Source organism: Kribbella sp. NPDC004536 (assembly GCF_042873835.1).
Lineage (GTDB): Bacteria > Actinomycetota > Actinomycetes > Propionibacteriales > Kribbellaceae > Kribbella.
This window is the reverse complement of the sequence record NZ_JBIALY010000001.1, coordinates 582236-602420: the sequence shown is the minus strand read 5'-3', so window position 1 is coordinate 602420 and position 20185 is coordinate 582236. Positions and strand designations below refer to the sequence as shown.

Genomic DNA, 20185 nt, shown 5'->3' with positions numbered 1-20185 from the left:
TGGCCACGAACTGCCGGCTAGCCGTCCTGCACCGTTGACAGCCGGTCCATCCAGAAAGATCCGCCGCGGAGCATCGAGTTCTGGCTCGGGCCGGTGAGGTGGTCGACGAGGTGCAGGTAGGTGATGGCCTGGTAGAGCGTGCCGACCTCTTCGGCGAGGATCAGCGCGCGGCGCAGGTCGGCCGGGGTCGCGTACTCCTCCCACTCGGCCAGGTACGCGTCCCGGACCCGCGAGTCCGCGGACAGCGGTGACTGCTTCTCGACGAACGTCACCAGGTCCAGGAACGGATGTGCCAGCGCCACGTCGGTCCAGTCGAAGGCGAGGACGTTGCCGTCCCGTACGGCCAGGTTCCGCGGGTGCAGATCGCCGTGCAGCAACGTTTCCGGTACGCCGATGGCCGCCAGCTCGTTGATTGCCTCGCGCAACTGCTTCGCCCGGTCGGGCAGTTTCGCCAGCTGCATCGGGTCGAGCCGGCGGGTCAGCCTGTTCGGCTCGAGCAGTCGATCCAACTCGGCATCGAGGACGGCGAGCCGCCGGTCGGAGCAGCTGTACGACAGCAACCGTTCGGGTTCGCTGACGTAGCTCCGCTGCAGCCGCGCATGGTTGCGTACGGCATCGATCCACAGTCCGACGTCGCCGGACGCCTCGAGCGGCGTACCGAGATCCGCCAGCAGCATCCACGCCCGCTCTTCGTCGATCGCGATCGGGGCCGGCACCTGACCGGGGCGATCCGCGGACGCGAGCCGCAGGAACCGCGGCTCGGGCGCGAACAGGAACGGCAGCGCGTCCGGATCGGCCGACGGTTGCGGAAGCGCCTTGAAATACACGTCACCGCCGGCGGTCGGGATCCGCAGAACGTTGGACAGACCCCACGACTTCACCTGCACGAACGGCCCGGTCGCCTGCACGTGCTGCCCGATCCACCGCAGCTCGTCGTCGAACCACTCCCGCGGCTCGGTCAGGTACGTAACGGGATCCTCCGACACGCACGTACGTACGACGGCCTCGACCCCGAACTGTTCACGCAACGCCCGCAGCACCGGCTCGACGTCAGGAAACCAGAAGCCCTCGGGCATCTCGAGAGTGAATATCTGCTCCGCGACCTGAGCCCGAACTTCCATGCCCTGAAGCGTATGTTCCGGGCGCAACTGCTTTTCGCTACACGCTCAGCTCACGTACGTACGTCACCAGGCTGATCAAGAACTTGCCCGGCTCCTCCCACGGCGCCAGGTGTGCCGAGTGCTCGAACCAGATCGCCTGCTTGTACGGGGCCTGGAGCCTCTCGAACCAGGCCTCGACGGGCGCCGTCGGAGTCGTGTAGTCGTGCCGGCCGAAGAACATCAGCATCGGAATCGGGAACTCGGTCACGTCGGAGAAGTCCACCTGCAGCATCTCGTCGAGCACCCGGCCGAGCGTGAACTGGCCGCCGTCGCCCATCGCCTCGGCCTCCGCGACCGTGTACTCCGGTGACAGCAGCGGCGCCATGAAGAAGTACAGCGAGGAGTCGCGGTACGCCGAGAGTCCACCGCGGGACTGCGCCCAATCGCGCGCGATGATGATCCGCTCCCGGGTCACCGGCTCGTCACCGGGGTACGGCGCGATCGACGCGAGCTGCTCCAGCGCTTCGGCGTGATTGTGCTTTCGTGCCTGATCGAGCGCGTACTCGAAGCAGAGCTCCTCGTTCGCGCGCGCGTCGACGATCTGCCCGATGCCGACGTAGGCATGGAACAGGTCCGGACGCTCGAGCGCGGCCCGGGTGGCGATGATCGTGCCCCAGCTGTGCCCGAGCAGGATAAGCTTCGGTACGCCGTACCGGTCGCGGATCTGTTCGGCGAGCTCGATCGCGTCGGCGACGTACTGCGCGATCTTCAGGGTGTCCGCGATGGTCTCGGGATCGACGGTACGCAGGGTGCGCCCGGCCGCGCGCTGGTCGTACGTGACGACCGTGAAGTACTCCTCGACGGGCCGCTGGAACTGCCAGGCCAGCGGTGCGAGTGGCGACGCCGGCCCACCGTGGATGAACAGGATCACCGGGTTGGCACGATCGTTTCCGCGCGCGTACACGCAGTGGTCGATGCCGCCGGCCGGCAGCAGGTAGTTCTCCTGGACGCCGTCGGGCGTCACGATCCGATGCAGATCGGCGATGATCTCGCGAGCTTCGGCGTAGTCCTCAGGCATCCACAGATGGTACGGGCTCGCAGGTCTTCACGAGCGGGGCGTGCAGCCGCTGCGCGAGCACCTGACGCTGGGTCGGCAGGGCCTCGGCCTGACGCCGCAGACCGTCCTCGGTCAGCCGGACGTTGATCGCGCGCCGGTCCTCCGGGCACATGTGCCGCTCGACCAGGCCGGCGACCTCGAGGCGGCCGATCACCCGGGACAGGGCACTCTGGCTGAGGTGGACGGACTTCGCGATCGTCGCGACCTTCGCGGAGTGCTCCGGGAACTCGGCGAGCCGCTCGAGCACCTCGTACTCACTCATGCCCAGCGAGTGGCCGGCCTGCAGTGCCCGGTCGAGGGCGCAGGTCAGGTCCGCGTGGCGGGCCAGCAGCTCGCGCCACTCCCTGACGTCAGCACTGGCATCGGCGGTGGTCTCACCAGGTCCACCGCTGACCTTCGTAGCGGTCATGTCGGTCAACATAGCATGCATGCGCAATCAATGCAAACGCATTTAATGCCTAGACATTAGATGCACATGCATGCAATAGTCTCTTCTCGTGACTACGCAAACCACATCACCAGCCCGTATGACTTGGGACGCGCGCCTCTGGGGTGCACTCCTGGTGGTCTGCGGCGTGATCTTCCTCGACGGCCTGGACGTGTCCATGGTCGGCATGTCACTGCCGTCCATCGGCGCCGACCTGGGCGTCTCCCTTGCCTCTCTGCAGTGGGTCGTGACCGGCTACGTGCTCGGGTACGGCGGCCTGCTGCTGCTCGGCGGCCGGACCGCCGACCTGCTCGGCCGGCGCCGGGTCTTCCTGATCGCACTGGCCGTCTTCGCCCTCGTCTCGATGCTGAGCTCGCTGGCGACCAACCCCGAACTGCTCATCGCGGCGCGGTTCGTGAAGGGTGTCGCCGCGGCGTTCACCGCCCCGGCTGCGCTCTCGATCATCACCACCACCTTCCACGAAGGGCCGGACCGCAACCGCGCCCTGAGCATCTTCACCACCTGCGCCGCCAGTGGCTTCTCGATGGGCCTGATCCTCGGCGGCGCGCTGACCGAGGTCGGCTGGCGCTGGACCTTCCTGATGCCCGGCCCGGTCGCGCTGATCGTGCTGCTGTTCGGCATCAAGCTGATCCCGAACAGCCCGCGGGACGACGCCGCCGGCGGGTACGACGTACCAGGTGCGGTGATGGTCACCGCCGGAATGCTGTCCCTGGTGTACGCCGTCGTCGGCGCGGAACACGCCGGCTGGGTGTCGGTGCAGACGATCGGGCTGTTCGCGCTGGCCGCCGTACTGCTGGCCGGCTTCGTCGTGATCGAGCTCCGGACCAAGCACCCGCTGGTCCGGCTCGGCATCCTGCGGAGCTCGTCGCTGCGGCGCGCGAACCTGGCCATCCTGACCGTCTTCGGCTCGTACGTCGCCTTCCAGCTGATCGGCACCATGTACCTGCAGAACCTGCTCGGCTGGTCGTCCTTCCAGACCGCGCTGGGCTTCCTCCCGGCCGGCCTGCTGGTCGCCACGCTGTCCCCGAACGTCGGCAAGATCGTCGACCGGGTCGGCACCGAGAAGATGATCATCGTCGCGATGGCGCTGTTCGTCGCCGGGTACGCGCTCAGCCTGCGGATCGGACCGGAGTCGGCGTACTTCTCGACGGTCTTCCCGACCATCATGCTGCTCGGGCTCGGGTTCGCGCTCGGGTTCCCGTCGCTGAACATCCAGGCCGTGTCCGGGGTCCCGGACCACGAGCAGGGGCTGGCGTCGGGGCTGTTCAACACCTCCAACCAGGTCGGCGGCGCGGTCGTACTGGCGATCGTCACTGCGGTGATCAGCAGCCAGACCGAAGGCGTCACCGCCACGTCCGGAGTGCTCTCGGCGTACAAGTCGGGGCTCGGGGTCGTGACGGGGATCGCGGCGCTTGGTCTGGTGATCGCACTGACCGGTCTGCGGGGCCTCAGGGCCCGGCGGGCGACGGAGGAAGCCGAAGCGGCCGAGCTGGCCGCGGTACAGAAGGAGCTGGCGGAGGAGGAGATGACGCCGGCAGCGTGACAACAACCAGCCCTGTCGTGGCTGTGCGGTTATAGAGAGTGGATGGTGCGGACTCCTTCCCGGGGTCCGCACCACCGCATTTCGGGGGATTCCCCGATTGGTTTCGACCCGTGGGGGTGCTGGACTGGTCGCATGAGCAACCAGAGCTACGACGAGAAGGTCAAGGACGTCCTGGACCGCGTCGCCAAGGGCCACCTCTCCACCGAGGAAGGTGCCACGCTGATCGCCGCCCTCAAGACCGACGGCACGGCTGACGCCGGAGCACCGGCTGGCACGTCTCCGGTTGCCGAGGACACGCAGAACGGCGCCGGCGACCGCACCGGCTGGCCGTCCGCCGAGGACCTTCCCTCCACGGAGGTCTGGGCCGACGCCGTCGACTCTCCCGCTACCGAACCTGCCACCGAACCGGTGGGGGAGCCGGCGGCCCGGCACGCCGCGGATGCGTCGTCCGTGCAGGACGTCGTACCGGACGAAGCCGAGGAGGAGCCGGCCGAGGAGGAGCACAGCAACGTACCGATTCCGTCCGGCGTGCAGCGGGTGACGGTACGGGCGATCGGTCGGCGGGTACGGCTGATCGGCGAGCCGGCCGTGAACGGCGTGGCCGTCGACGGGCCGCACGTGATCAAGCGCGACGGCGACACCCTCGCGATCAGCAGCGAAGGCGACATGGGGGTCTCGATCGACGGGTTCAGCATGTTGCGCAACCCGACCGACCTCAAGGCGCACGTCAACGGCCTCGCCAAAGAACTGTCGATCCGGGTGAACCCGAACCTCCAGGTCGAGGTCGAGGTCACCGGTGGCAGTGTGAACGCCGAACGGCTGCCCGGCCTGACCCGGGTCCGCGTCACCGCCGGTACGGCGAAGGTCGCCGACGTCGACGGCCCGATCGACGTCCTCGTCCAGGCGGGCTCCGCGCAGCTCGACGCGCAGATCACCAAGGGCCGCTCGCGCGTCCGCGTCGAGTCCGGTACTGCGCAGGTCCAGCTCCGCCGCGGTTCCGACGTACGGGTCCACTCCGAGGCGCAGCTCGGCCGCGTCACCTGGGCCGGCGCTGTCTCCGGCCAGTCGAAGGACGTCGAGATCGGCCGCGGCCGCGCCGCCCTGGACGTCGAGGTCCTGGTCGGCACCGCTCAGGTCACCTCGGACTAGGGCCTCACCCGCCCCTCCCTGCCTGCGCGGCGCCTCGTCGGCCGACGTGTACGCCGGCGTGTCAGCTCGACAGGTAGAGCACCGGCGAGACACCGTACGCGCGGACCGATTCACGCTCAGGTGCACTACCCAGCTGGCGGACACGTCCTGTTGAGCTGCACCAGCTGAGGGGTGGGAGAGGGGATGGTTCGTAGTGTGCGGAGCGGCGAGAAGTAGAGGACGGCGTTGCCGGCGAAGGTGCCGAGGCCTGCGATCCACAGCGTGGGGTGCAGGCCGAACGCCGTACCCAGTGCGCCGCCGAGGAGGCTGCCGACCGGGGCGGCGCCCCAGCTCACGAAACTCATCGTGGCGCTGACCCGGCCCTGGAGATCCGGTGGGCAGAGACGCTGTTGCGTGCTGACCTGCAGGATGTAGCTGACGATGATGCAGAACCCGGCGAGCAGCGTGCCGACGACGAACCAGCTCACCTGCCAGCCAGGGGCCGTCAGCGCCTGCACGGTGAACGCGACGCCGATGCCCGTTGCCGACAGCAGCAAGGTGCGCGCATCGCCGTACCTCGTACTGAGCTTCTCGGTGACGGCGGACGCGACGATCGCGCCCAGCAGGCCGATCATGCTGAGGATGCCGATGGTCGCCGGCTGCAGGTGTACGCCTCGGACCAGATACACAACCATGATCGCGCCGGCCGCGGCCTGGAACAGCATCGTCGCCATCGTGTTCAGCGCGAGCGGCCGCAGTAGCGGGTGCTGGAAGACGTACCGCATGCCGTCGCCGATCTCGCGGCGCAGGTGCGGGCGTTCGGGCTTGACCGGCGCGGCCTCGGGCGTACGGATACTGCGCAGCCAGAGCGCCGACCAGAGGAAGCTCAGCGCATCGAGGCCGATCGTCAGCGCGGCACCGAGCCATTGGACGAGCAGCCCGCTCGCCCCGGCGCCGACGACCGCCGCGATCGAGTGGTTCGCGGCGAGTTTCGCGTTGCCGGGGAGGAGGCGGTCGCGGTCGAGCATCCGCGGCAGGTACGAGTTGTGCGCCACGTCGAAGAGCACGGTGAGAACGCCGGCCGGTACGAGTACGACGTACACCTGCGTCAGCGTGAGTACGCCGCACCACCAGGCGATCGGGATCGAGGCGAAGAGCAGTGCGCGGAGCAGGTCGGCGTACACGAGAACCGGGCGGCAGCGGATGCGGTCCGCCCAGGCGCCGGCGAACAGTCCGAGGACGAGCCAGGCGGCAGTCTCGCAGGTACGCAGCAGCGAGACCTGCAGCGTCGAGGCGTTCAGGGTGAGTACGGCGAGCAGCGGGATCGCGCCCATGCTGAGGCGGGACCCGAGCTGACTGAGCAGGTCGGCGGCCCACAGCCGGCGGAAATCGTGGTGGCGGAGGATGCCCATTCCGCGACCGTAGACGCCAAGTTGAGCGCTGTCGACTCAAGTATCAACAAAGTTGAGTCGACAACGCTCAAGTCTGACGAAAGACGGTCCCGCACAAGCAAGCGCCCCGGTGGTTGTCCACCGGGGCGCTGGAAGCTGCGGTGGAGTCAGCCGGTGAAGGGCTCGGCGGCGACGACCTCGACGGTCACGGGCTTGCCGTTCGGGGCCTCGTACGTGGCCTTGTCGCCCTTCTTCTTGCCGAGGATCGCGGCGCCGAGCGGAGACTGCGGCGAGTAGACGTCGATGTCGACCGACGCGTCCAGGGCGAGCAGCTCGCGGGAGCCGAGCAGGAACGTCTCGACGTCGTCGTCACCGGCGAACTTGATCGACACCTTCATCCCGGGCTCGATCTTGCCGCCGGCCTTCGGGGTCTCGCCGACCCGGGCGCGGCGGAGCATGTCCTCAAGCTGCCGGATCCGCGCCTCGATCTTGCCCTGCTCGTCCTTGGCGGCGTGGTAGCCACCGTTCTCCTTGAGGTCGCCCTCGTCCCTGGCCTCGCTGATCCGCTGGGTGATCTCGGCACGGGCCGGGCCCTTCAGGTGCTCGAGCTCGGACTTCAGCTGGTCATAACCGTCCTGCGTCAGCCAGACAACGCTGTCCTCGTCGATCTTCTGCGTCACGGGCTGCTCCTTGTGTCGGTGGATGGGCAGGAAAATACTGCTGGCCGCCGTCGTCGACGGCGACCAATCCATCGAGCGTAGCAAGAGACCGCCGATCACGCAGGAGTCCTGACCGGTTACTTACGCCTGGAAAACGGTTGCTACCACGGTTTTTCCGCCCTCGGCGGACAGCCGGCGGCAATCGGTTGCCGCGGCAGCTTGTCCGCCGGTCAGTGCGGCCGGTGCTGGTCGGCGGTCGTACACCCCACCAGCACCACCGAGGTCGCCGAGCGTTGCGTTGTCAACGTCACCGCAACGGTCTGGTGGCGGGGCGAATCGGCCTTGATCGTGACCGTCACCTCACCGACGATCGAGAAGTCCGCGGCCTTCGCCTGCAGCCGGCAGCTCGCCTCGACCGACTTGTTCCGGTCGACCTTCATGGTCGCGGTCGCGCTGGTCGGCGACACCACGGTGAACCCCTGCAGCTCGGACCGCACCGGCGGGTTCGACTGCACCCAGGCCGCCCACACCAGCCAGACCAGCCCGGCCAGCACGACGACACCGAGAACGCCGATCACCAGCGGCCGCCGGGACCGACCGGCACGCCCGTACCGTGCGTTCAGGTCGGAGCTCGGAGTGGCCGCCGTCGGCCCGGCTGATTGCTCGGTCACAGGTTGTCCAGGGGGTCGGTCGTGGGTTTTGCGCGGGGTTGGAGGACCATTGTGCCTGTGAGTGGAGATCTTCGGTTGTTGCATGTGCATGCCCACCCGGACGACGAGTCCAGCAAAGGAGCCGCCTCGACCGCCCGGTACGTGGCCGAAGGCGTCGAGGTGATGGTCGCCACCTGTACCGGTGGCGAACGCGGATCGATCCTGAATCCGAAGATGGACCGCCCGGAGGTGCTGGCGAACATCACCGAGATCCGCCGCAAGGAGATGGACGCGGCGCGCGAGATCCTCGGGATCCGGCAGGAGTGGCTGGGCTGGGTGGACTCCGGTTTCCCGGAGGGCGACCCGTTGCCGCCGCTGCCCGAGGGTTGCTTCGGGGCGCTGAAGGCGGAGGACGCGGCGGCCCCGCTGGTGAAGCTGATCCGCGAGTTCCGGCCGCAGGTCGTCACGACGTACGACGAGAACGGCGGCTACCCGCATCCGGACCACGTGATGTGCCACCAGATCACCGTCGCGGCCTTCGAGGCGGCCGGTGACAAGGACGCGTACCCGGAGCTCGGCGAGCCGTGGCAGCCGCTGAAGCTGTACTACCACCACACGTTCCACTACGAGCGGATGAAGGCGCTGCACGACGCGATGGTCGAGCGCGGCCTGGAGTCGCCGTACGCCGAACGCCTGAAGGACTGGAAGCCGGATCCGGAGAACGAGCGCCGGATCACCACCCGGGTCGAGTGCGCGGAGTACTTCGCGGTCCGGGACAAGGCCTTGCTCGCCCACGCCACCCAGATCGACCCCGACGGGGCCTGGTTCGCCGTACCGCTGGAGGTACACCAGGCGGCCTGGCCGACCGAGGACTACGAGTTGGCGCGGAGTGTCGTCGAGTCCGAGTTGCCCGAGAACGACCTGTTCGCGGGGCTGCGCTGACGGGCGGCGCGGACAATGAGAGAATGGTGGCGTGACAGCGATGATCTCCCTTCGGACGGCCGAGATCGACCCCAACGTGGTGAAGCCGGGCTGGGTCGCGCTGCTGATCGTGCTGGCGCTCGGTGCCGCCACGTTCCTGCTGTGGCGCAGCATGGCCAAGCAGCTGAAGCGGATCGACGTGGACCGCGATGGTGCGGACGGCCCAGCACCGTCCGGCGACCCAGCGAGTCCGGACGCCTCGCCGTCCCCGGCTGGCGATGCGGTGCCGACGACCTCGGACCCGACATCGACCCGGAATGAAGCCGATCAGCACTCTCCGCACTGAGTTCATATCGGTGCGGTAACCGTTCCTGGTAGGCCGATCACGACATGGTGTCGGACTGGGCTGCCCACCTCCGGCTGACCCTATAGTGAGCCGCGTGCTGACAGGTACCCACGACCGTTCCCTCCGGTGACCGCGACCCGCTCGGCCCGGCATCGTATGCCCGGGCGACTGGTCGTGGGTGGGGTGGCTGCTGTCCTCGTCGCCTCGGTGGGGCTGGTGGGTGCGCTGTACGCGGCCGGCTCCGAGCCGCGGAACACCGGCGGCATCGGTGGGCCGAACGAGTTCTGGGCCTGGCTGCTGCCGCTGCTCCGGCTGATCTCGACGCTGGCGACCGTCGGTTGTGCGGGTGCGCTGCTCGCGGCCGTCGTACTGCTCCGGATCGAGGGCGGGCCGCTCGGCGTCCAGGGCCGGCGCGCGGTCCGGGACGCGAGCAACGCCGCGCTGATCTGGGCGGTCTGTGCGTTCGCGTCCTCGATCGTGACGGCGGCACTGCTGCTGAACACCCCGATGCGGCTGCTCCGGCTCCGGATCGACGACGCGCTCGGCGTACCCGAGGTGAAGTCCCTGCTGATCACGGCCATCCTCGTCCTCGCGCTGGCGGTCGGGATCCGCCGCGTGCAGACGTCCTCCGCCGCGGGCCTCGGCGTACTGGTCGCGATCGCTGCGGTGGTCCCGACCGCGGTCACGACGTACCCGCGGAACGAGTCGTACGTCGTACTCGCCGGCATCGCGCTGGTGGTCCACGTGATCGCCGCGACCACCTGGGTCGGCGGACTGGCCGGCCTGGTGCGGTACGGGCGCGCGAGCCGCAGCGGGCTGCCGATCGTGATGGAGCGCTACGGCCAGGTCGCGGTCGTCTCCGCCGTCGCCGTCGTCCTCAGCGGCCTGATCAGCGGCGCCGGCCGCCTCGCCGCGAAGGGCGGCGGCTGGAGCTCCGTCCTCGACGAACTCACCGGCGACGCGTACGGCGCCCTCCTGATCGCAAAGCTAGTCGCCTTCGTCCTCCTCGTCGTACTAGCCGCCGTCCACCGCGCCCGCACCACCGGCGACCTCCTCGACTCCACCCACCCCTTCTGGCGCATCGTCGCCGTCGAACTACTAGCAATGGCCCTAACCCTCGGCCTAGCCGTCGCACTCTCCCAGACGGCTTAGTCCCAGGGGGCCGTTCGGAGTTCCTCCGTGGTGCGTCGTGGGCGGTCTGCGGGACGGTCCTCGGCTGGGTGGCCGGCGGCGATTATTGAGACGATGTGCCAGCCGGGGCCGGGGTTGAGGTCGTTGGTGAGGGCTTCGAGGTCGAAGGCGCGGAACTGGCGGCAGGCGAGGTTCATCGCGTGGGCCTGCAGCGTGAGGTGCGCGACGGACTGGCCGAGGTCGTAGTCGGCGAAGTCGGAGTACGCCCAGTCCGTGTCCTCGACGTACCGGTGGGCCATCGTCACGATCAGCACCGACGCCGTCGGCGCCCAGCGGGCCGAGCTGCGGGCGAGATGCCGTACGACGCGTTCGTGTTCGGGCTGATCGCGGCGCGCGACGAAGTACGCCCAGGGTTGTGAGTTGCCGGCCGACGGCGCCCAGCGCGCGGCCTCGAGCAACAGGTCGACGTCCTCCTCCGTGACGGTCCACTCGGGGTCGAACAAGAGCGGACTGAAACGACTGGCAAGCAACGGATGTACGGGCATGGACCCATTCAACGAGCCTGCGCGGCAGCGCCTACGGTGGGGGTATGGCGAACGAGCTCGGGCGATCGACCAGTCCGTACCTGCGACAGCACGCGGGGAATCCGGTGGAGTGGCGGGAGTGGTCCGAGCGGGCGTTCGCCGAGGCGCGGGAGCGGGACGTGCCGGTGTTCCTCTCGGTGGGGTACTCCGCGTGTCACTGGTGTCATGTGATGGCGCACGAGTCGTTCGAGGACGCGGATACGGCGGCGTACCTAAGTGAGCACTTCGTGAGTGTGAAGGTGGATCGCGAGGAACGGCCGGACGTCGACGCGATCTACATGGCGGCGACCGTCGCGATGACCGGGCAGGGCGGGTGGCCGATGTCGGTGTTCCTGACGCCGGCGGGGGAGCCGTTCTTCTGCGGTACGTACTTCCCTCGGGAGGCACGCGGTGGGATGGCGTCGTTCCGGCAGGTGCTCGAGGCAATCACCGACGCCTGGCAGAACAGGCGTGAGCAGCTCGACGGGATCGGGAAGCGGGTCGTGTCGCAGCTCGGTTCGCAGCAGGGTGGTGGCTCGGCGGACTTCGATCTCGAGCGTGCCGTCGAGCTGCTGAAGACGGACTTCGATCCGGTGGACGGCGGGTTCGGGCGGGCGCCGAAGTTCCCGCCGTCGATGGTGCTGGACTTCCTGCTCCGGCACCACCGGCGTACGGGCGACGAGGACGCGTTGGCGATGGTGGCGCAGACCTGTTCGCGGATGGCGCGTGGCGGGATGTACGACCAGCTCGCGGGCGGGTTCGCGCGGTACTCGGTCGACGGCCAGTGGGTGGTGCCGCACTTCGAGAAGATGCTGTACGACAATGCGCTGCTGCTCGATGTTTATACGCACTGGTGGACTGTGTCGGGGGAGCCGCTTGCTCGGCGGATCGCCTTGGAAACGGCTGACTTCTTGCTGGCCGAGCTGCGTACGGCCGAGGGTGGGTTCGCGTCGGCGCTGGACGCGGACACGGAGGGGGAGGAAGGCAAGTACTACGTCTGGACGCCTGAGCAACTCCGCGCGGTGCTGTCTGCGGATGATGCCGCTTGGGTCATCAGCTTGTGCGATGTCACCGGCACCTTCGAGCACGGCTCCTCGGTCCTCCAGCTCAGCGAAGACCCGTCCGACGAGGTCCGTTGGTCCCGGGTCCGCGCAGACCTGGGGCGCGCACGGGACCTTCGTACTTATCCGGGGCGTGACGACAAGGTAGTTGCCGCCTGGAACGGTCTCGCGATCACCGCTCTGACTCGGGCTGGGGTGGTGCTGGAACGGCCGGAGTACGTCGAGGGTGCTCTTGGGGCGGCTCGGCTGATCCGGGACGTGCATCTCGACGGCTCGCGGTTGTACCGGACGTCGCGGGACGGCGTACGGGGGAGTGCGGACGGCGTACTCGAGGACTACGCCGCGTTCGCCCAGGGCTGTTTGACGTTGCTGGGCGCTACCGGGGACGTCGAGTGGTTCCGTACGGCTGAAGCGCTCCTCGACCGGGTCCTCGACCAGTTTGTTGCCGACGGCACCTACTACGACACCGCCGCGGACGCCGAACAACTCATCTGGCGCCCCCAGGACCCCACCGACAACGCCACCGCTTCCGGCGTAAGCCTCACCGCCGAAGCCCTCACCACCCTCACCAGCCTGACCGGCTCCGCCCGCTACGAAGCCGCCGCCCACCAAGCCCTGACCGCCTCCGCCGACATCGCCAACCGAGCCCCCCGCTTCGCGGGCCGCGCCTTAGCAGTCGCCGAAACAACCGCCACAGGCCCCCTCGAAATCGCCATCCTCACCAGCACCACCCCCGCCCCCACCACCAACCCCGCATCACAAACGTCCACCCCCTCCACCCCCAGCGCCGCCGCGCCCGCCTCCACCTCCACTCCCGCCACCCCCAGCGCCGCCGCGCCCGCCTCCACCTCCACTCCCGCCACCCCCAGCGCCGCGCCCGCCTCCGCCGCCTCCGCGGCCGCGCCCGCCTCCGCCGTGCCTGTGCCGGCGGCCGCCGGCGTGGCGGGGTTCGCTGGTCCTGCCTTTCCCGCGGGGTTGGGTGGTGTTGCTGGAGAACTTGTTCGGGTTGCCTTTGGCAACGCTCCTTGGGGCACGGTGATTGTTGCTGGGGCACCGGATCTGGGGGTGCCTCTGATGGATGGGCGCGGGCTGGTAGGCGGACAGCCGGCCGCGTACGTGTGTCAGAAATTCACGTGCAAGCTCCCCGTGACGTTGCCGGAAGACCTTCGGGAGCAGTTGCGTCCGGCGCACTGACCGCCTGCGCGGGTGCGGGTTTTCCCTCAGCTTTCACTCAGTTCTCTTGACTCTCGGCGACCGGGCGACAACAGTCAGTCCTCACGTCGGATGTAACAGAACTCGCATGTATCGACACGAAGTGTCACAAATGAGGCAGTGGCACTTCTGCGTCAGCATCCGGCGCGTCCCCAACTGAATTCGGTCGCTGCGCCCAAACAGCGACCACACCGTGAGGAGATGTTGTCTTGAAACGACTGACATCAGCAGGGGCGGTGGCGATCGTCGCGGCAGCGGGTCTTGCCACGACGTTCACAGCGTCGACCGCAGGCGCCGCCGACCGGTCGGCTCCGCTCCCGGCGTCCGGCTTCAACCAGTCGGCCGCCGTCAAGGCCGAGCAGGCGCTGACCGCGCGGACGGCCGCCGCCCTCGGGCTCGGCTCCGGCGAGCAGCTCCAGGTCCGCGACGTCGTCAAGGACCCGGACGGTACGGAGTACGTCCGCTACGACCGTACGTACAACGGCCTGAAGGTCGTCGGCGGTGACCTGATCGTCAAGCGCAAGGGCGAGTCGATCGGTCAGGTCACCTACAACCGCGGCGCCAAGGCTGTCGAGGTCTCCACCAAGCCGACCCTGTCCCAGTCGGCGGCGCAGACCAAGGGCGCGCAAGCAGCGAAGTTCAAGGCCACCAGCAGCAAAGGCCAGCTGATCGTCTTCGTGACGCCGGCCAAGCCCGTGCTCGCGTACGACGTCGTGACGACCGGTGTGAAGCCCGACCAGACCCCGTCGGTGCTGCACACGTACGTCGACGCCAACTCCGGCAAGGTGCTGGCGCAGAACGACGAGATCAAGGAAGGCACCGGCAACTCGATGTACGCCGGCAAGGTCACGATCGGTACGTCGGGCTCGTCCGGCAACTTCTCGCTGACCGACCCGAACCGCGGCGGCAACTACACCACCGACCTCAAGGGCGCGACGTCCGGGAACGGTACGACGTTCACCGACGCCGACGACACCTGGGGCAACGGCGCCGCGTCGGACCGCGCGACCGCCGCGGTGGACGCGCACTACGGTTCTCAGCTGACCTGGGACTACTACAAGAACGCCCACGGCCGGAACGGCATCTTCAACAACGGCCAGGGCGCTCGCTCCCGCGTGCACTACGGCAACGCGTACGTGAACGCGTTCTGGGACGGTACCCAGATGACGTACGGCGACGGGTCCGGCAACACCCACCCGCTGACCGCGATCGACGTGGCCGGTCACGAGATGAGCCACGGTGTCACCGAGGCGACCGCCAACCTGGACTACTCCGGTGACGCGGGCGGCCTCAACGAGGCGACGTCGGACATCTTCGGCACCATGGTCGAGTGGTCCGCGAACAACGCGAGCGACCCGGGTGACTACCTGATCGGCGAGAAGATCAACATCAACGGCGACGGTACGCCGCTGCGCTACATGGACAAGCCGTCGAAGGACGGGGCCAGCAAGGACTGCTGGACGACCAGCACCGGTGGCCTGGACCCGCACTACTCGTCCGGCCCGCTGAACCACTGGTTCTACCTGGCCTCCGAGGGCACCGGCAGCAAGACCATCAATGGTGTCACGTACAACAGCACCGCCTGCAACGGTACGACGTTCGCAGGTGTCGGCCGCGACGTCGCTGCGAAGGTCTGGTACCGCACACTGACCACCAAGCTGAGCTCGGGCAGCACCTACAAGGACGCGCGTGAGGGCGCGATCAACTCCGCGAAGGAGCTGTACGGCGCGGACTCGGCGCAGTGCAAGGGCATCGAGGCCGCATTCGGCGGCATCTCGGTCCCGGCCGGTTCGGCCGCCTGCGGTGGTGGCACCACGCCGCCCCCGACCGGTGACAACCTGCTGAAGAACCCGGGCTTCGAGTCCGGCGCGGTGGACTGGACCGGCACCGCCGGCCCGGTCACGGACAACACCGGCCGCCCGGCGCGTACCGGTAGCTGGAAGCTGTGGCTGCAGGGCAACGGCCGCGCCACCACCGAGAGCGTCGGCCAGTCGGTCGCGATCCCGGCGTCGGCGAGCTTCGCCACCCTGTCGTTCTGGATCCGCATCGACACCGCGGAAACCACCACCACGACGGCGTACGACACCGCGAAGGTCCAGGTCGTCGACGGTTCGACGACGAGCACGTTGGCGACGTACTCGAACCTGAACAAGAACACGTCGTACGTCCAGAAGACGCTGAACCTGTCGGCGTACAAGGGCAAGACCGTCACGATCAAGTTCACCGGCCAGGAGGACTCCTCCGCGCAGACGAGCTTCGTCGTCGACGACACGTCCCTCACCGTGAGCTGAGCTCCCGGTGATCCGTCCGGGGCGCGCGGCCGTCCGCCCAGGTTCGCGCGCCCCGGATTTCCTTTGCCGTCAAGGAGATTCATCATGCGCAGGTCCCTCGTCCCAGGACTCGGCGTGGTACTGGTCGTCGCCGGTGCGTTGCTTGTCCCAGGCAACGTCGCGGCCGCGACCGACTCGCCGGACATTTCCGTCACCAACGTGAAGGCCCATCTCGACCAGTTGCAGTCCATTGCCAACAGCAACGGTGGAAACCGCTACACCGGCCGGCCCGGCTACAAGGCCTCGGCCGACTACGTGAAGGCCAAGCTGGACGCGGCCGGGTACACCACCACCCTGCAGTCGTTCAGCACCTCGGCGGGTACGTCGTACAACGTGATCGCGGAGTGGCCGCACGGCGACGCGAACCACGTGGTGATGGCCGGCTCGCACCTGGACAGCGTCAGCGCCGGTCCGGGAATCAACGACAACGGCTCAGGTAGCGCCGGCGTACTCGAAACCGCCCTCGCCTACGCTGCCAGCGGCCAGACCCCCAAGAATCGTTTGCGTTTCGGCTTCTGGGGGTCCGAGGAGCTCGGGTTGCTCGGATCGAAGTACTACGTGAACAACCTGCCCGCCGCCGAGCGGGACAAGATCGAGCTGTACCTGAACTTCGACATGATCGCGTCGCCGAACCCGGGGTACTTCGTGTACGACGACAACCCGGCCGGCAACGGTGCGCGCGACGACCTGGTCACGTACTTCACCTCGAAGAACGTGCAGACCGAGTTCGTCGACGTCCAGGGCCGCTCCGACCATGCCGCGTTCCGGTCGTTGGGGATCCCAACGGCGGGAACGTTCTCCGGCGCCGAGGACACGAAGACGTCGGCCCAGGCCGCGAAGTGGGGTGGTACGGCGGGGCAGGCGTTCGACGCGTGCTACCACCGCTCGTGCGACACCATCGACAACCTGGACCTGACGTCGCTGGATCGTCAGATCGATGCCATCGGCTACATGATCTGGACGTACGCCCAGAAGGACTACAACGGCGGTACGCCGCCGGCCGGTGACAACTTGCTGAAGAACCCGGGCTTCGAGTCCGGCGCCGTGGACTGGACCGGCACGTCCGGCCCGATCACCGACAACACCGGCCGACCCGCGCGGACCGGTACGTGGAAGGCCTGGCTGCAAGGAAACGGCCGGAGCGGTACGGAGAACATCGGTCAACCTGTGGCGATCCCGGCCACGGCGACAACTGCCGCGTTGTCGTTGTGGATCAGGATCGACACCGCGGAGACCACGTCCTCAACGGCGTACGACACGCTCAAGGTGCAGGTCGTCAACGGGTCCACCACGACCACGCTGGCGACATACTCGAACCTGAACAAGAGCACGTCGTACGTTCAGAAGGCGCTTGATCTCTCGCCGTACAAGGGAAAGACGGTCACGGTGAAGTTCGTCGGCCAGGAGGATTCCTCCTTGCAGACCAGCTTCGTGATCGACGACATCGCGGTGACCGCCGGCTAGATCTTGGTACAGAGCTTGCCCGGTGGGATGGCGGCTTCGGTGAGCAGTTTCGTCACCGGAGTCGCCAGCGGCTTGAGTTGCGGGTCCTCGAGCCGGGCGGTCTTCCCGTTCGCGGTGACGGCGATGATCATGTCGTCGGGGTGCCGTGCGGTCGGCTTGGTCACGACAATGCTTGCCCAGTCGACCTTTTGCGCCGCTGCGGCGATCGTGGTCAGCAGGCTCGGGTCGAGCTTGCAGCGGATCGTTTCCTTTCCGCGCGCGGTGACGGTCGCGACGCCGTCGGCGGCGACCTGCACCTGGTCGTTGAACCCCGCGAACCCACCGGTTCTCGACACGGTGAGGGGCAGCCCCGCGCCGACCGGCGCGGACTGGGTCACCGTTGGCAGCGTCGGGGCGCTGGGGGACGGCGTACTCCCCGTACCGGCTTCACTGCCGCACCCGGTCAGCACGAGTCCTGCGATCACGGCCACTGTGGTGTATCTGCTCAGGTTCCTCACCCACAATGGATACACGTCAGGAGGCCGTTCGTTGCAGCTGTGACACGACTGAAATGTTCAGACGACCTCTGACACCAGGTCGACGAGCGCACGCGTCAGTAGTACCCGCTCCTCGAACAGCTCCGGTGATGCCTCTGCCTTGCCGAACAGCTCCAGTGGTAGCGCAGTGAACGTGGCCCGGATCAGCAGCGAGCCCAGGTACCCGTACAGGACCTGCTCCTCGCTCACGTGCATACCGTCGGCGGCCAGGCCGTTCTGGAACGCCTTGAGAATCACCTTGTGTACGGCGGGCAGCGCCTCAGGTGAGAGCTCGCCTGCGTGAGCCAGGCCGATCAGCAGTTGGCCCAGGTCGAACCCGACGGCCTGCGGGCAGTCGAAGCCCCAGTCGATCACCACGAACTCGTCCGGCGAGTCGTGGGGGACCAGCAGGTTCTGTGGGCTGGCGTCACCGTGCTGGTAGCACTGGGGGAGCGCGTCCAGTGCGTCGAGCACCGCGGGTACTCGTTCGCCGAGCTCCAGTAGGTCGTCCTTCAAGCGGTGGTCGCTGAGGTTGCAGACCGCGGCCGCGAGCATGGGGTGCCGCCAGGTGCCTGGGTCGGTGAGCGCGGGCAGTGCGGCCTTCTGTACGCGGCCGTTCGCGTAGTACCGCAGGGCACTCCCGGGGACGCTGGAGACCTCACGGTCGAGCAGCGGCCGGACCAGGTGCGGCTGGCGCCGCGCAGACAGCCGGCCGAGCAGGTACGCCGCCCGCTCGAAACGAGCGATCGGCCACGGACCCCACTCCTGGACGACGTTCTCCATCCAGATTGTGCCGCGATCGTCGTCGTACAGGTCGATCCGGTACGCCTTCGCGAGCCGCATCCCGTCCGGCATCAGGTCGCCGACGCCGCTGCGGTGCACCGCGATCTCCAGGTTCCAGGGCATGTAGTCGATGAAGCTCTGCCGGAACGCCTCCGGTACCAGTTCGATGATCGGCGAGTGCCGTACCGACTGGAGCTTCTTCACGAAACAGGACCAGTCCGCGCCGGCGGTCGTCGTACCGAACACCCGGTGCAGCGACTCGGTACTCGGCGTACCGATCGGATAGTCGACCGTCTCGACCCGGACCGCGCTCGCAACGGCCGCCGGATCTCCGGTGATCGTCCGCACGAGCGCGGCCAGGTCCTCCTCCCCCAACGCATCCCGCCCCAGCGGCTCGAGCCCGGTGATCATCGTTTCCCCCCACGGAAGTAAAGCCACCTTACTATCGGTATAGTAAAGTGACTTTATGACCTCCGTCAACGACGCCTCCCAGACCGATCACGTGGCCCGCCTGCTCGGTGAGGCGCTGCGTCGCGTCCGGCAGGAGATCCTCTCCACGTCCGAGGAGCACTTCCCCGGGCTGCGCGTCTCGCACTACCGCCTGCTCGAGCTGATCCCGCCCGAAGGTGCCCGCATCACGGACCTGGCCGAGGTCGCCCTGATGACCAAACAAGGCCTCGGCCAACACGTCGACTACCTGCAGAAACTCGGCTACACCACCTCCGACCGCCTCCCCGAGGACCGCCGGGTCCGCCTGGTCCGCCGCACCACGACCGGCGACGCCGCCGTCGCCTACAGCCACGCCGCCATCGCCCGAATAGAACAAACCTGGTCCACCCGCCTAGGCCCCACCCGCTACGCCACCCTCCGCCAAACCCTCCAAGAACTAGGCGCGACCCCCTAACCCCCAAAACGGGGTGGTTAGCCGGCGCGGTAGGTGGCGATGCTTACGGCTATGTAGTGGCAGATGAAGGCGGCCACGGTGAAGGCGTGGAAGATTTCGTGGAAGCCGAACCAGCGGGGGGACGGGTTGGGGCGTTTGGTGCCGTAGACGACGGCTCCGATGGAGTACAGGCCGCCGCCGACGGCGATCAGCGTCACGACCGCGGCGCCGCCGGTGTGGTAGATGTCGCCCATCCAGAAGATGGCCACCCAGCCGAGCGCCAGGTAGATCGGCGTGTAGATCCAGCGTGGCGCGCTCAGCCAGAAGATGCGGAACAGGATGCCGGCGGTCGCGCCGCCCCAGACCAGGCCGAGCATCAGCAGGCGGTCCTTGCCGTGCAGGAGGACCATGCCGAGTGGCGTGTACGTGCCCGCGATCAGCAGGAAGATGTTGCTGTGGTCGAGCCGGCGCAGGATCGCCTCGCCGGTCGGGCCCCAGTAGAACCGGTGGTACAGCGCGGAGATGCCGAACAGCAGCATCGCCCCGGCGGTGTAGACGGCGGCGGCCCAGCGCGCGTTGGCGTGCGGCGCGAGGCAGATCAGGACGATGCCCGCGGCGGTGGCGAACGGGAACGTACCGGCGTGCAACCATCCACGGAGCTTGGGCTTGAGTGGTCCTAGCCGGCCGGAGAGCCGATGACCGAGTTCCTGGGGCTGGGCGCTGGAAGCGGTCATCGCCGTCCTTTCGAGGGGGATCCGGGCGGTTCGTACCTACGCAACCGTAACCTACGGAACCGTAGGTTGCATCGGTCAGAAGGATGAAATGTAGGCGAAGTCACCCAGGTGATGCAGCACGCCCGCGTTTACGATGCGCGAACTTCGCAGAAAGTTCGACCTTACTGGCAGCTTTCTGAGAGTCACTCCTGGGCCTCTCGTGCGGG

The 20185-nt window shown here is 67.9% G+C and carries 19 protein-coding genes; 9 read left to right on the top strand and 10 right to left on the bottom strand.

Features of this window, described 5'->3' with window-relative positions; translation table 11 throughout:
- Positions 1–17: 17 nt before the first annotated feature.
- Genes ACFYRU_RS02880 through ACFYRU_RS02870 form a run of 3 tightly spaced genes read right to left on the bottom strand, consistent with a single transcriptional unit; the run spans position 18 to position 2626 of the window.
- On the bottom strand, positions 18–1121 hold the full coding sequence (locus ACFYRU_RS02880; protein ID WP_387652332.1) for an aminoglycoside phosphotransferase family protein: 1104 nt from the start codon (positions 1119–1121) through the stop codon (positions 18–20).
- Positions 1122–1158: 37 nt separating this feature from the next.
- Positions 1159–2178, bottom strand: a complete 1020-nt coding sequence (locus ACFYRU_RS02875; RefSeq protein WP_387652330.1) for an alpha/beta fold hydrolase — start codon at positions 2176–2178, stop codon at positions 1159–1161.
- Positions 2171–2626 carry a MarR family winged helix-turn-helix transcriptional regulator gene (locus ACFYRU_RS02870; protein WP_387652329.1) on the bottom strand — a complete coding sequence of 152 codons (456 nt, stop codon included), beginning with the start codon at positions 2624–2626 and terminating at the stop codon, positions 2171–2173. The genes ACFYRU_RS02875 and ACFYRU_RS02870 overlap by 8 nt, the downstream gene beginning before the upstream one ends.
- Before the next feature lie 118 nt (positions 2627–2744).
- Between ACFYRU_RS02870 and ACFYRU_RS02865 the strand changes: the two genes are divergently transcribed.
- A complete protein-coding gene (locus tag ACFYRU_RS02865; protein WP_387652327.1) occupies positions 2745–4208 on the top strand; it encodes an MFS transporter in 1464 nt (487 codons plus the stop codon).
- Positions 4209–4340: 132 nt separating this feature from the next.
- On the top strand, positions 4341–5357 hold the full coding sequence (locus tag ACFYRU_RS02860; RefSeq protein WP_387652325.1) for a hypothetical protein: 1017 nt from the start codon (positions 4341–4343) through the stop codon (positions 5355–5357).
- A 125-nt stretch (positions 5358–5482) separates the two neighbouring features.
- Here ACFYRU_RS02860 and ACFYRU_RS02855 read toward each other — a convergent pair whose 3' ends face one another.
- The 3 genes from ACFYRU_RS02855 to ACFYRU_RS02845 all read right to left on the bottom strand — a co-directional run bounded on the left by ACFYRU_RS02855 (position 5483) and on the right by ACFYRU_RS02845 (position 8057).
- Complete coding sequence (locus ACFYRU_RS02855; RefSeq protein WP_387652323.1) at positions 5483–6748, bottom strand: MFS transporter; 1266 nt, start codon at positions 6746–6748, stop codon at positions 5483–5485.
- Between the two features lie 146 nt (positions 6749–6894).
- Complete coding sequence (greA, locus tag ACFYRU_RS02850) at positions 6895–7407, bottom strand: transcription elongation factor GreA (RefSeq protein ID WP_387652321.1); 513 nt, start codon at positions 7405–7407, stop codon at positions 6895–6897.
- A gap of 209 nt (positions 7408–7616) precedes the next feature.
- Complete coding sequence (locus ACFYRU_RS02845) at positions 7617–8057, bottom strand: DUF4307 domain-containing protein (RefSeq protein ID WP_387652319.1); 441 nt, start codon at positions 8055–8057, stop codon at positions 7617–7619.
- Between the two features lie 57 nt (positions 8058–8114).
- Here ACFYRU_RS02845 and mca point away from each other — a divergent pair, with 57 nt between their 5' ends.
- From mca to ACFYRU_RS02830, 3 genes are all read left to right on the top strand, one after another.
- Positions 8115–8978 carry a mycothiol conjugate amidase Mca gene (gene mca, locus ACFYRU_RS02840; RefSeq protein ID WP_387652318.1) on the top strand — a complete coding sequence of 288 codons (864 nt, stop codon included), beginning with the start codon at positions 8115–8117 and terminating at the stop codon, positions 8976–8978.
- Positions 8979–9009: 31 nt separating this feature from the next.
- The gene (locus ACFYRU_RS02835) at positions 9010–9303 is read left to right on the top strand and encodes a hypothetical protein (protein WP_387652316.1); all 294 of its coding nucleotides are present in this window, start codon (positions 9010–9012) and stop codon (positions 9301–9303) included.
- 183 nt (positions 9304–9486) lie between these two features.
- A complete protein-coding gene (locus ACFYRU_RS02830) occupies positions 9487–10455 on the top strand; it encodes a CopD family protein (protein WP_387652314.1) in 969 nt (322 codons plus the stop codon).
- Here ACFYRU_RS02830 and ACFYRU_RS02825 read toward each other — a convergent pair.
- Positions 10452–10979: a nitroreductase family protein gene (locus ACFYRU_RS02825; protein WP_387652312.1), complete on the bottom strand. Its 528-nt coding sequence runs from the start codon at positions 10977–10979 to the stop codon at positions 10452–10454. The genes ACFYRU_RS02830 and ACFYRU_RS02825 overlap by 4 nt on opposite strands.
- Positions 10980–11023: 44 nt before the next feature.
- On the opposite strand from ACFYRU_RS02825, the gene ACFYRU_RS02820 reads away from it, so the two are divergent.
- From ACFYRU_RS02820 to ACFYRU_RS02810, 3 genes are all read left to right on the top strand, one after another.
- Entirely contained in the window at positions 11024–13252 is a 2229-nt protein-coding gene (locus ACFYRU_RS02820) for a thioredoxin domain-containing protein (protein WP_387652311.1), read from the top strand.
- 227 nt (positions 13253–13479) lie between these two features.
- Positions 13480–15561, top strand: a complete 2082-nt coding sequence (locus ACFYRU_RS02815) for a M4 family metallopeptidase (protein WP_387652309.1) — start codon at positions 13480–13482, stop codon at positions 15559–15561.
- A gap of 84 nt (positions 15562–15645) precedes the next feature.
- A complete protein-coding gene (locus ACFYRU_RS02810) occupies positions 15646–17064 on the top strand; it encodes a M28 family metallopeptidase (protein WP_387652307.1) in 1419 nt (472 codons plus the stop codon).
- Here the strand turns inward: ACFYRU_RS02810 and ACFYRU_RS02805 are convergent.
- On the bottom strand, positions 17061–17561 hold the full coding sequence (locus tag ACFYRU_RS02805) for a hypothetical protein (RefSeq protein ID WP_387652305.1): 501 nt from the start codon (positions 17559–17561) through the stop codon (positions 17061–17063). The two genes, ACFYRU_RS02810 and ACFYRU_RS02805, sit on opposite strands and share 4 nt — an antisense overlap.
- Positions 17562–17618: 57 nt before the next feature.
- Positions 17619–18773 carry a phosphotransferase gene (locus tag ACFYRU_RS02800; RefSeq protein WP_387652304.1) on the bottom strand — a complete coding sequence of 385 codons (1155 nt, stop codon included), beginning with the start codon at positions 18771–18773 and terminating at the stop codon, positions 17619–17621.
- 55 nt (positions 18774–18828) lie between these two features.
- Here ACFYRU_RS02800 and ACFYRU_RS02795 point away from each other — a divergent pair, with 55 nt between their 5' ends.
- Positions 18829–19266 (top strand): hypothetical protein, encoded by a 438-nt coding sequence (locus ACFYRU_RS02795; protein ID WP_387652302.1) that lies wholly within the window; start codon positions 18829–18831, stop codon positions 19264–19266.
- Positions 19267–19283: 17 nt separating this feature from the next.
- Here the strand turns inward: ACFYRU_RS02795 and ACFYRU_RS02790 are convergent, their stop codons facing one another.
- A complete protein-coding gene (locus ACFYRU_RS02790; RefSeq protein ID WP_387652300.1) occupies positions 19284–19979 on the bottom strand; it encodes a hemolysin III family protein in 696 nt (231 codons plus the stop codon).
- Between the last annotated feature and the right edge of the window lie 206 nt (positions 19980–20185).

Excerpts from the sequence above, each read along its gene's own strand:
- ACFYRU_RS02880 (WP_387652332.1), bottom strand. The coding sequence starts at position 1,121 with ATGGAAGTTCGGGCTCAGGTCGCGGAGCAGATATTCACTCTCGAGATG.
- ACFYRU_RS02875 (WP_387652330.1), bottom strand. The coding sequence starts at position 2,178 with ATGCCTGAGGACTACGCCGAAGCTCGCGAGATCATCGCCGATCTGCAT.
- ACFYRU_RS02870 (WP_387652329.1), bottom strand. The coding sequence starts at position 2,626 with ATGACCGCTACGAAGGTCAGCGGTGGACCTGGTGAGACCACCGCCGAT.
- ACFYRU_RS02865 (WP_387652327.1), top strand. The coding sequence starts at position 2,745 with ATGACTTGGGACGCGCGCCTCTGGGGTGCACTCCTGGTGGTCTGCGGC.
- ACFYRU_RS02860 (WP_387652325.1), top strand. The coding sequence starts at position 4,341 with ATGAGCAACCAGAGCTACGACGAGAAGGTCAAGGACGTCCTGGACCGC.
- ACFYRU_RS02855 (WP_387652323.1), bottom strand. The coding sequence starts at position 6,748 with ATGGGCATCCTCCGCCACCACGATTTCCGCCGGCTGTGGGCCGCCGAC.
- ACFYRU_RS02825 (WP_387652312.1), bottom strand. The coding sequence starts at position 10,979 with ATGCCCGTACATCCGTTGCTTGCCAGTCGTTTCAGTCCGCTCTTGTTC.
- ACFYRU_RS02820 (WP_387652311.1), top strand. The coding sequence starts at position 11,024 with ATGGCGAACGAGCTCGGGCGATCGACCAGTCCGTACCTGCGACAGCAC.
- ACFYRU_RS02810 (WP_387652307.1), top strand. The coding sequence starts at position 15,646 with ATGCGCAGGTCCCTCGTCCCAGGACTCGGCGTGGTACTGGTCGTCGCC.
- ACFYRU_RS02800 (WP_387652304.1), bottom strand. The coding sequence starts at position 18,773 with ATGATCACCGGGCTCGAGCCGCTGGGGCGGGATGCGTTGGGGGAGGAG.
- ACFYRU_RS02795 (WP_387652302.1), top strand. The coding sequence starts at position 18,829 with ATGACCTCCGTCAACGACGCCTCCCAGACCGATCACGTGGCCCGCCTG.
- ACFYRU_RS02790 (WP_387652300.1), bottom strand. The coding sequence starts at position 19,979 with ATGACCGCTTCCAGCGCCCAGCCCCAGGAACTCGGTCATCGGCTCTCC.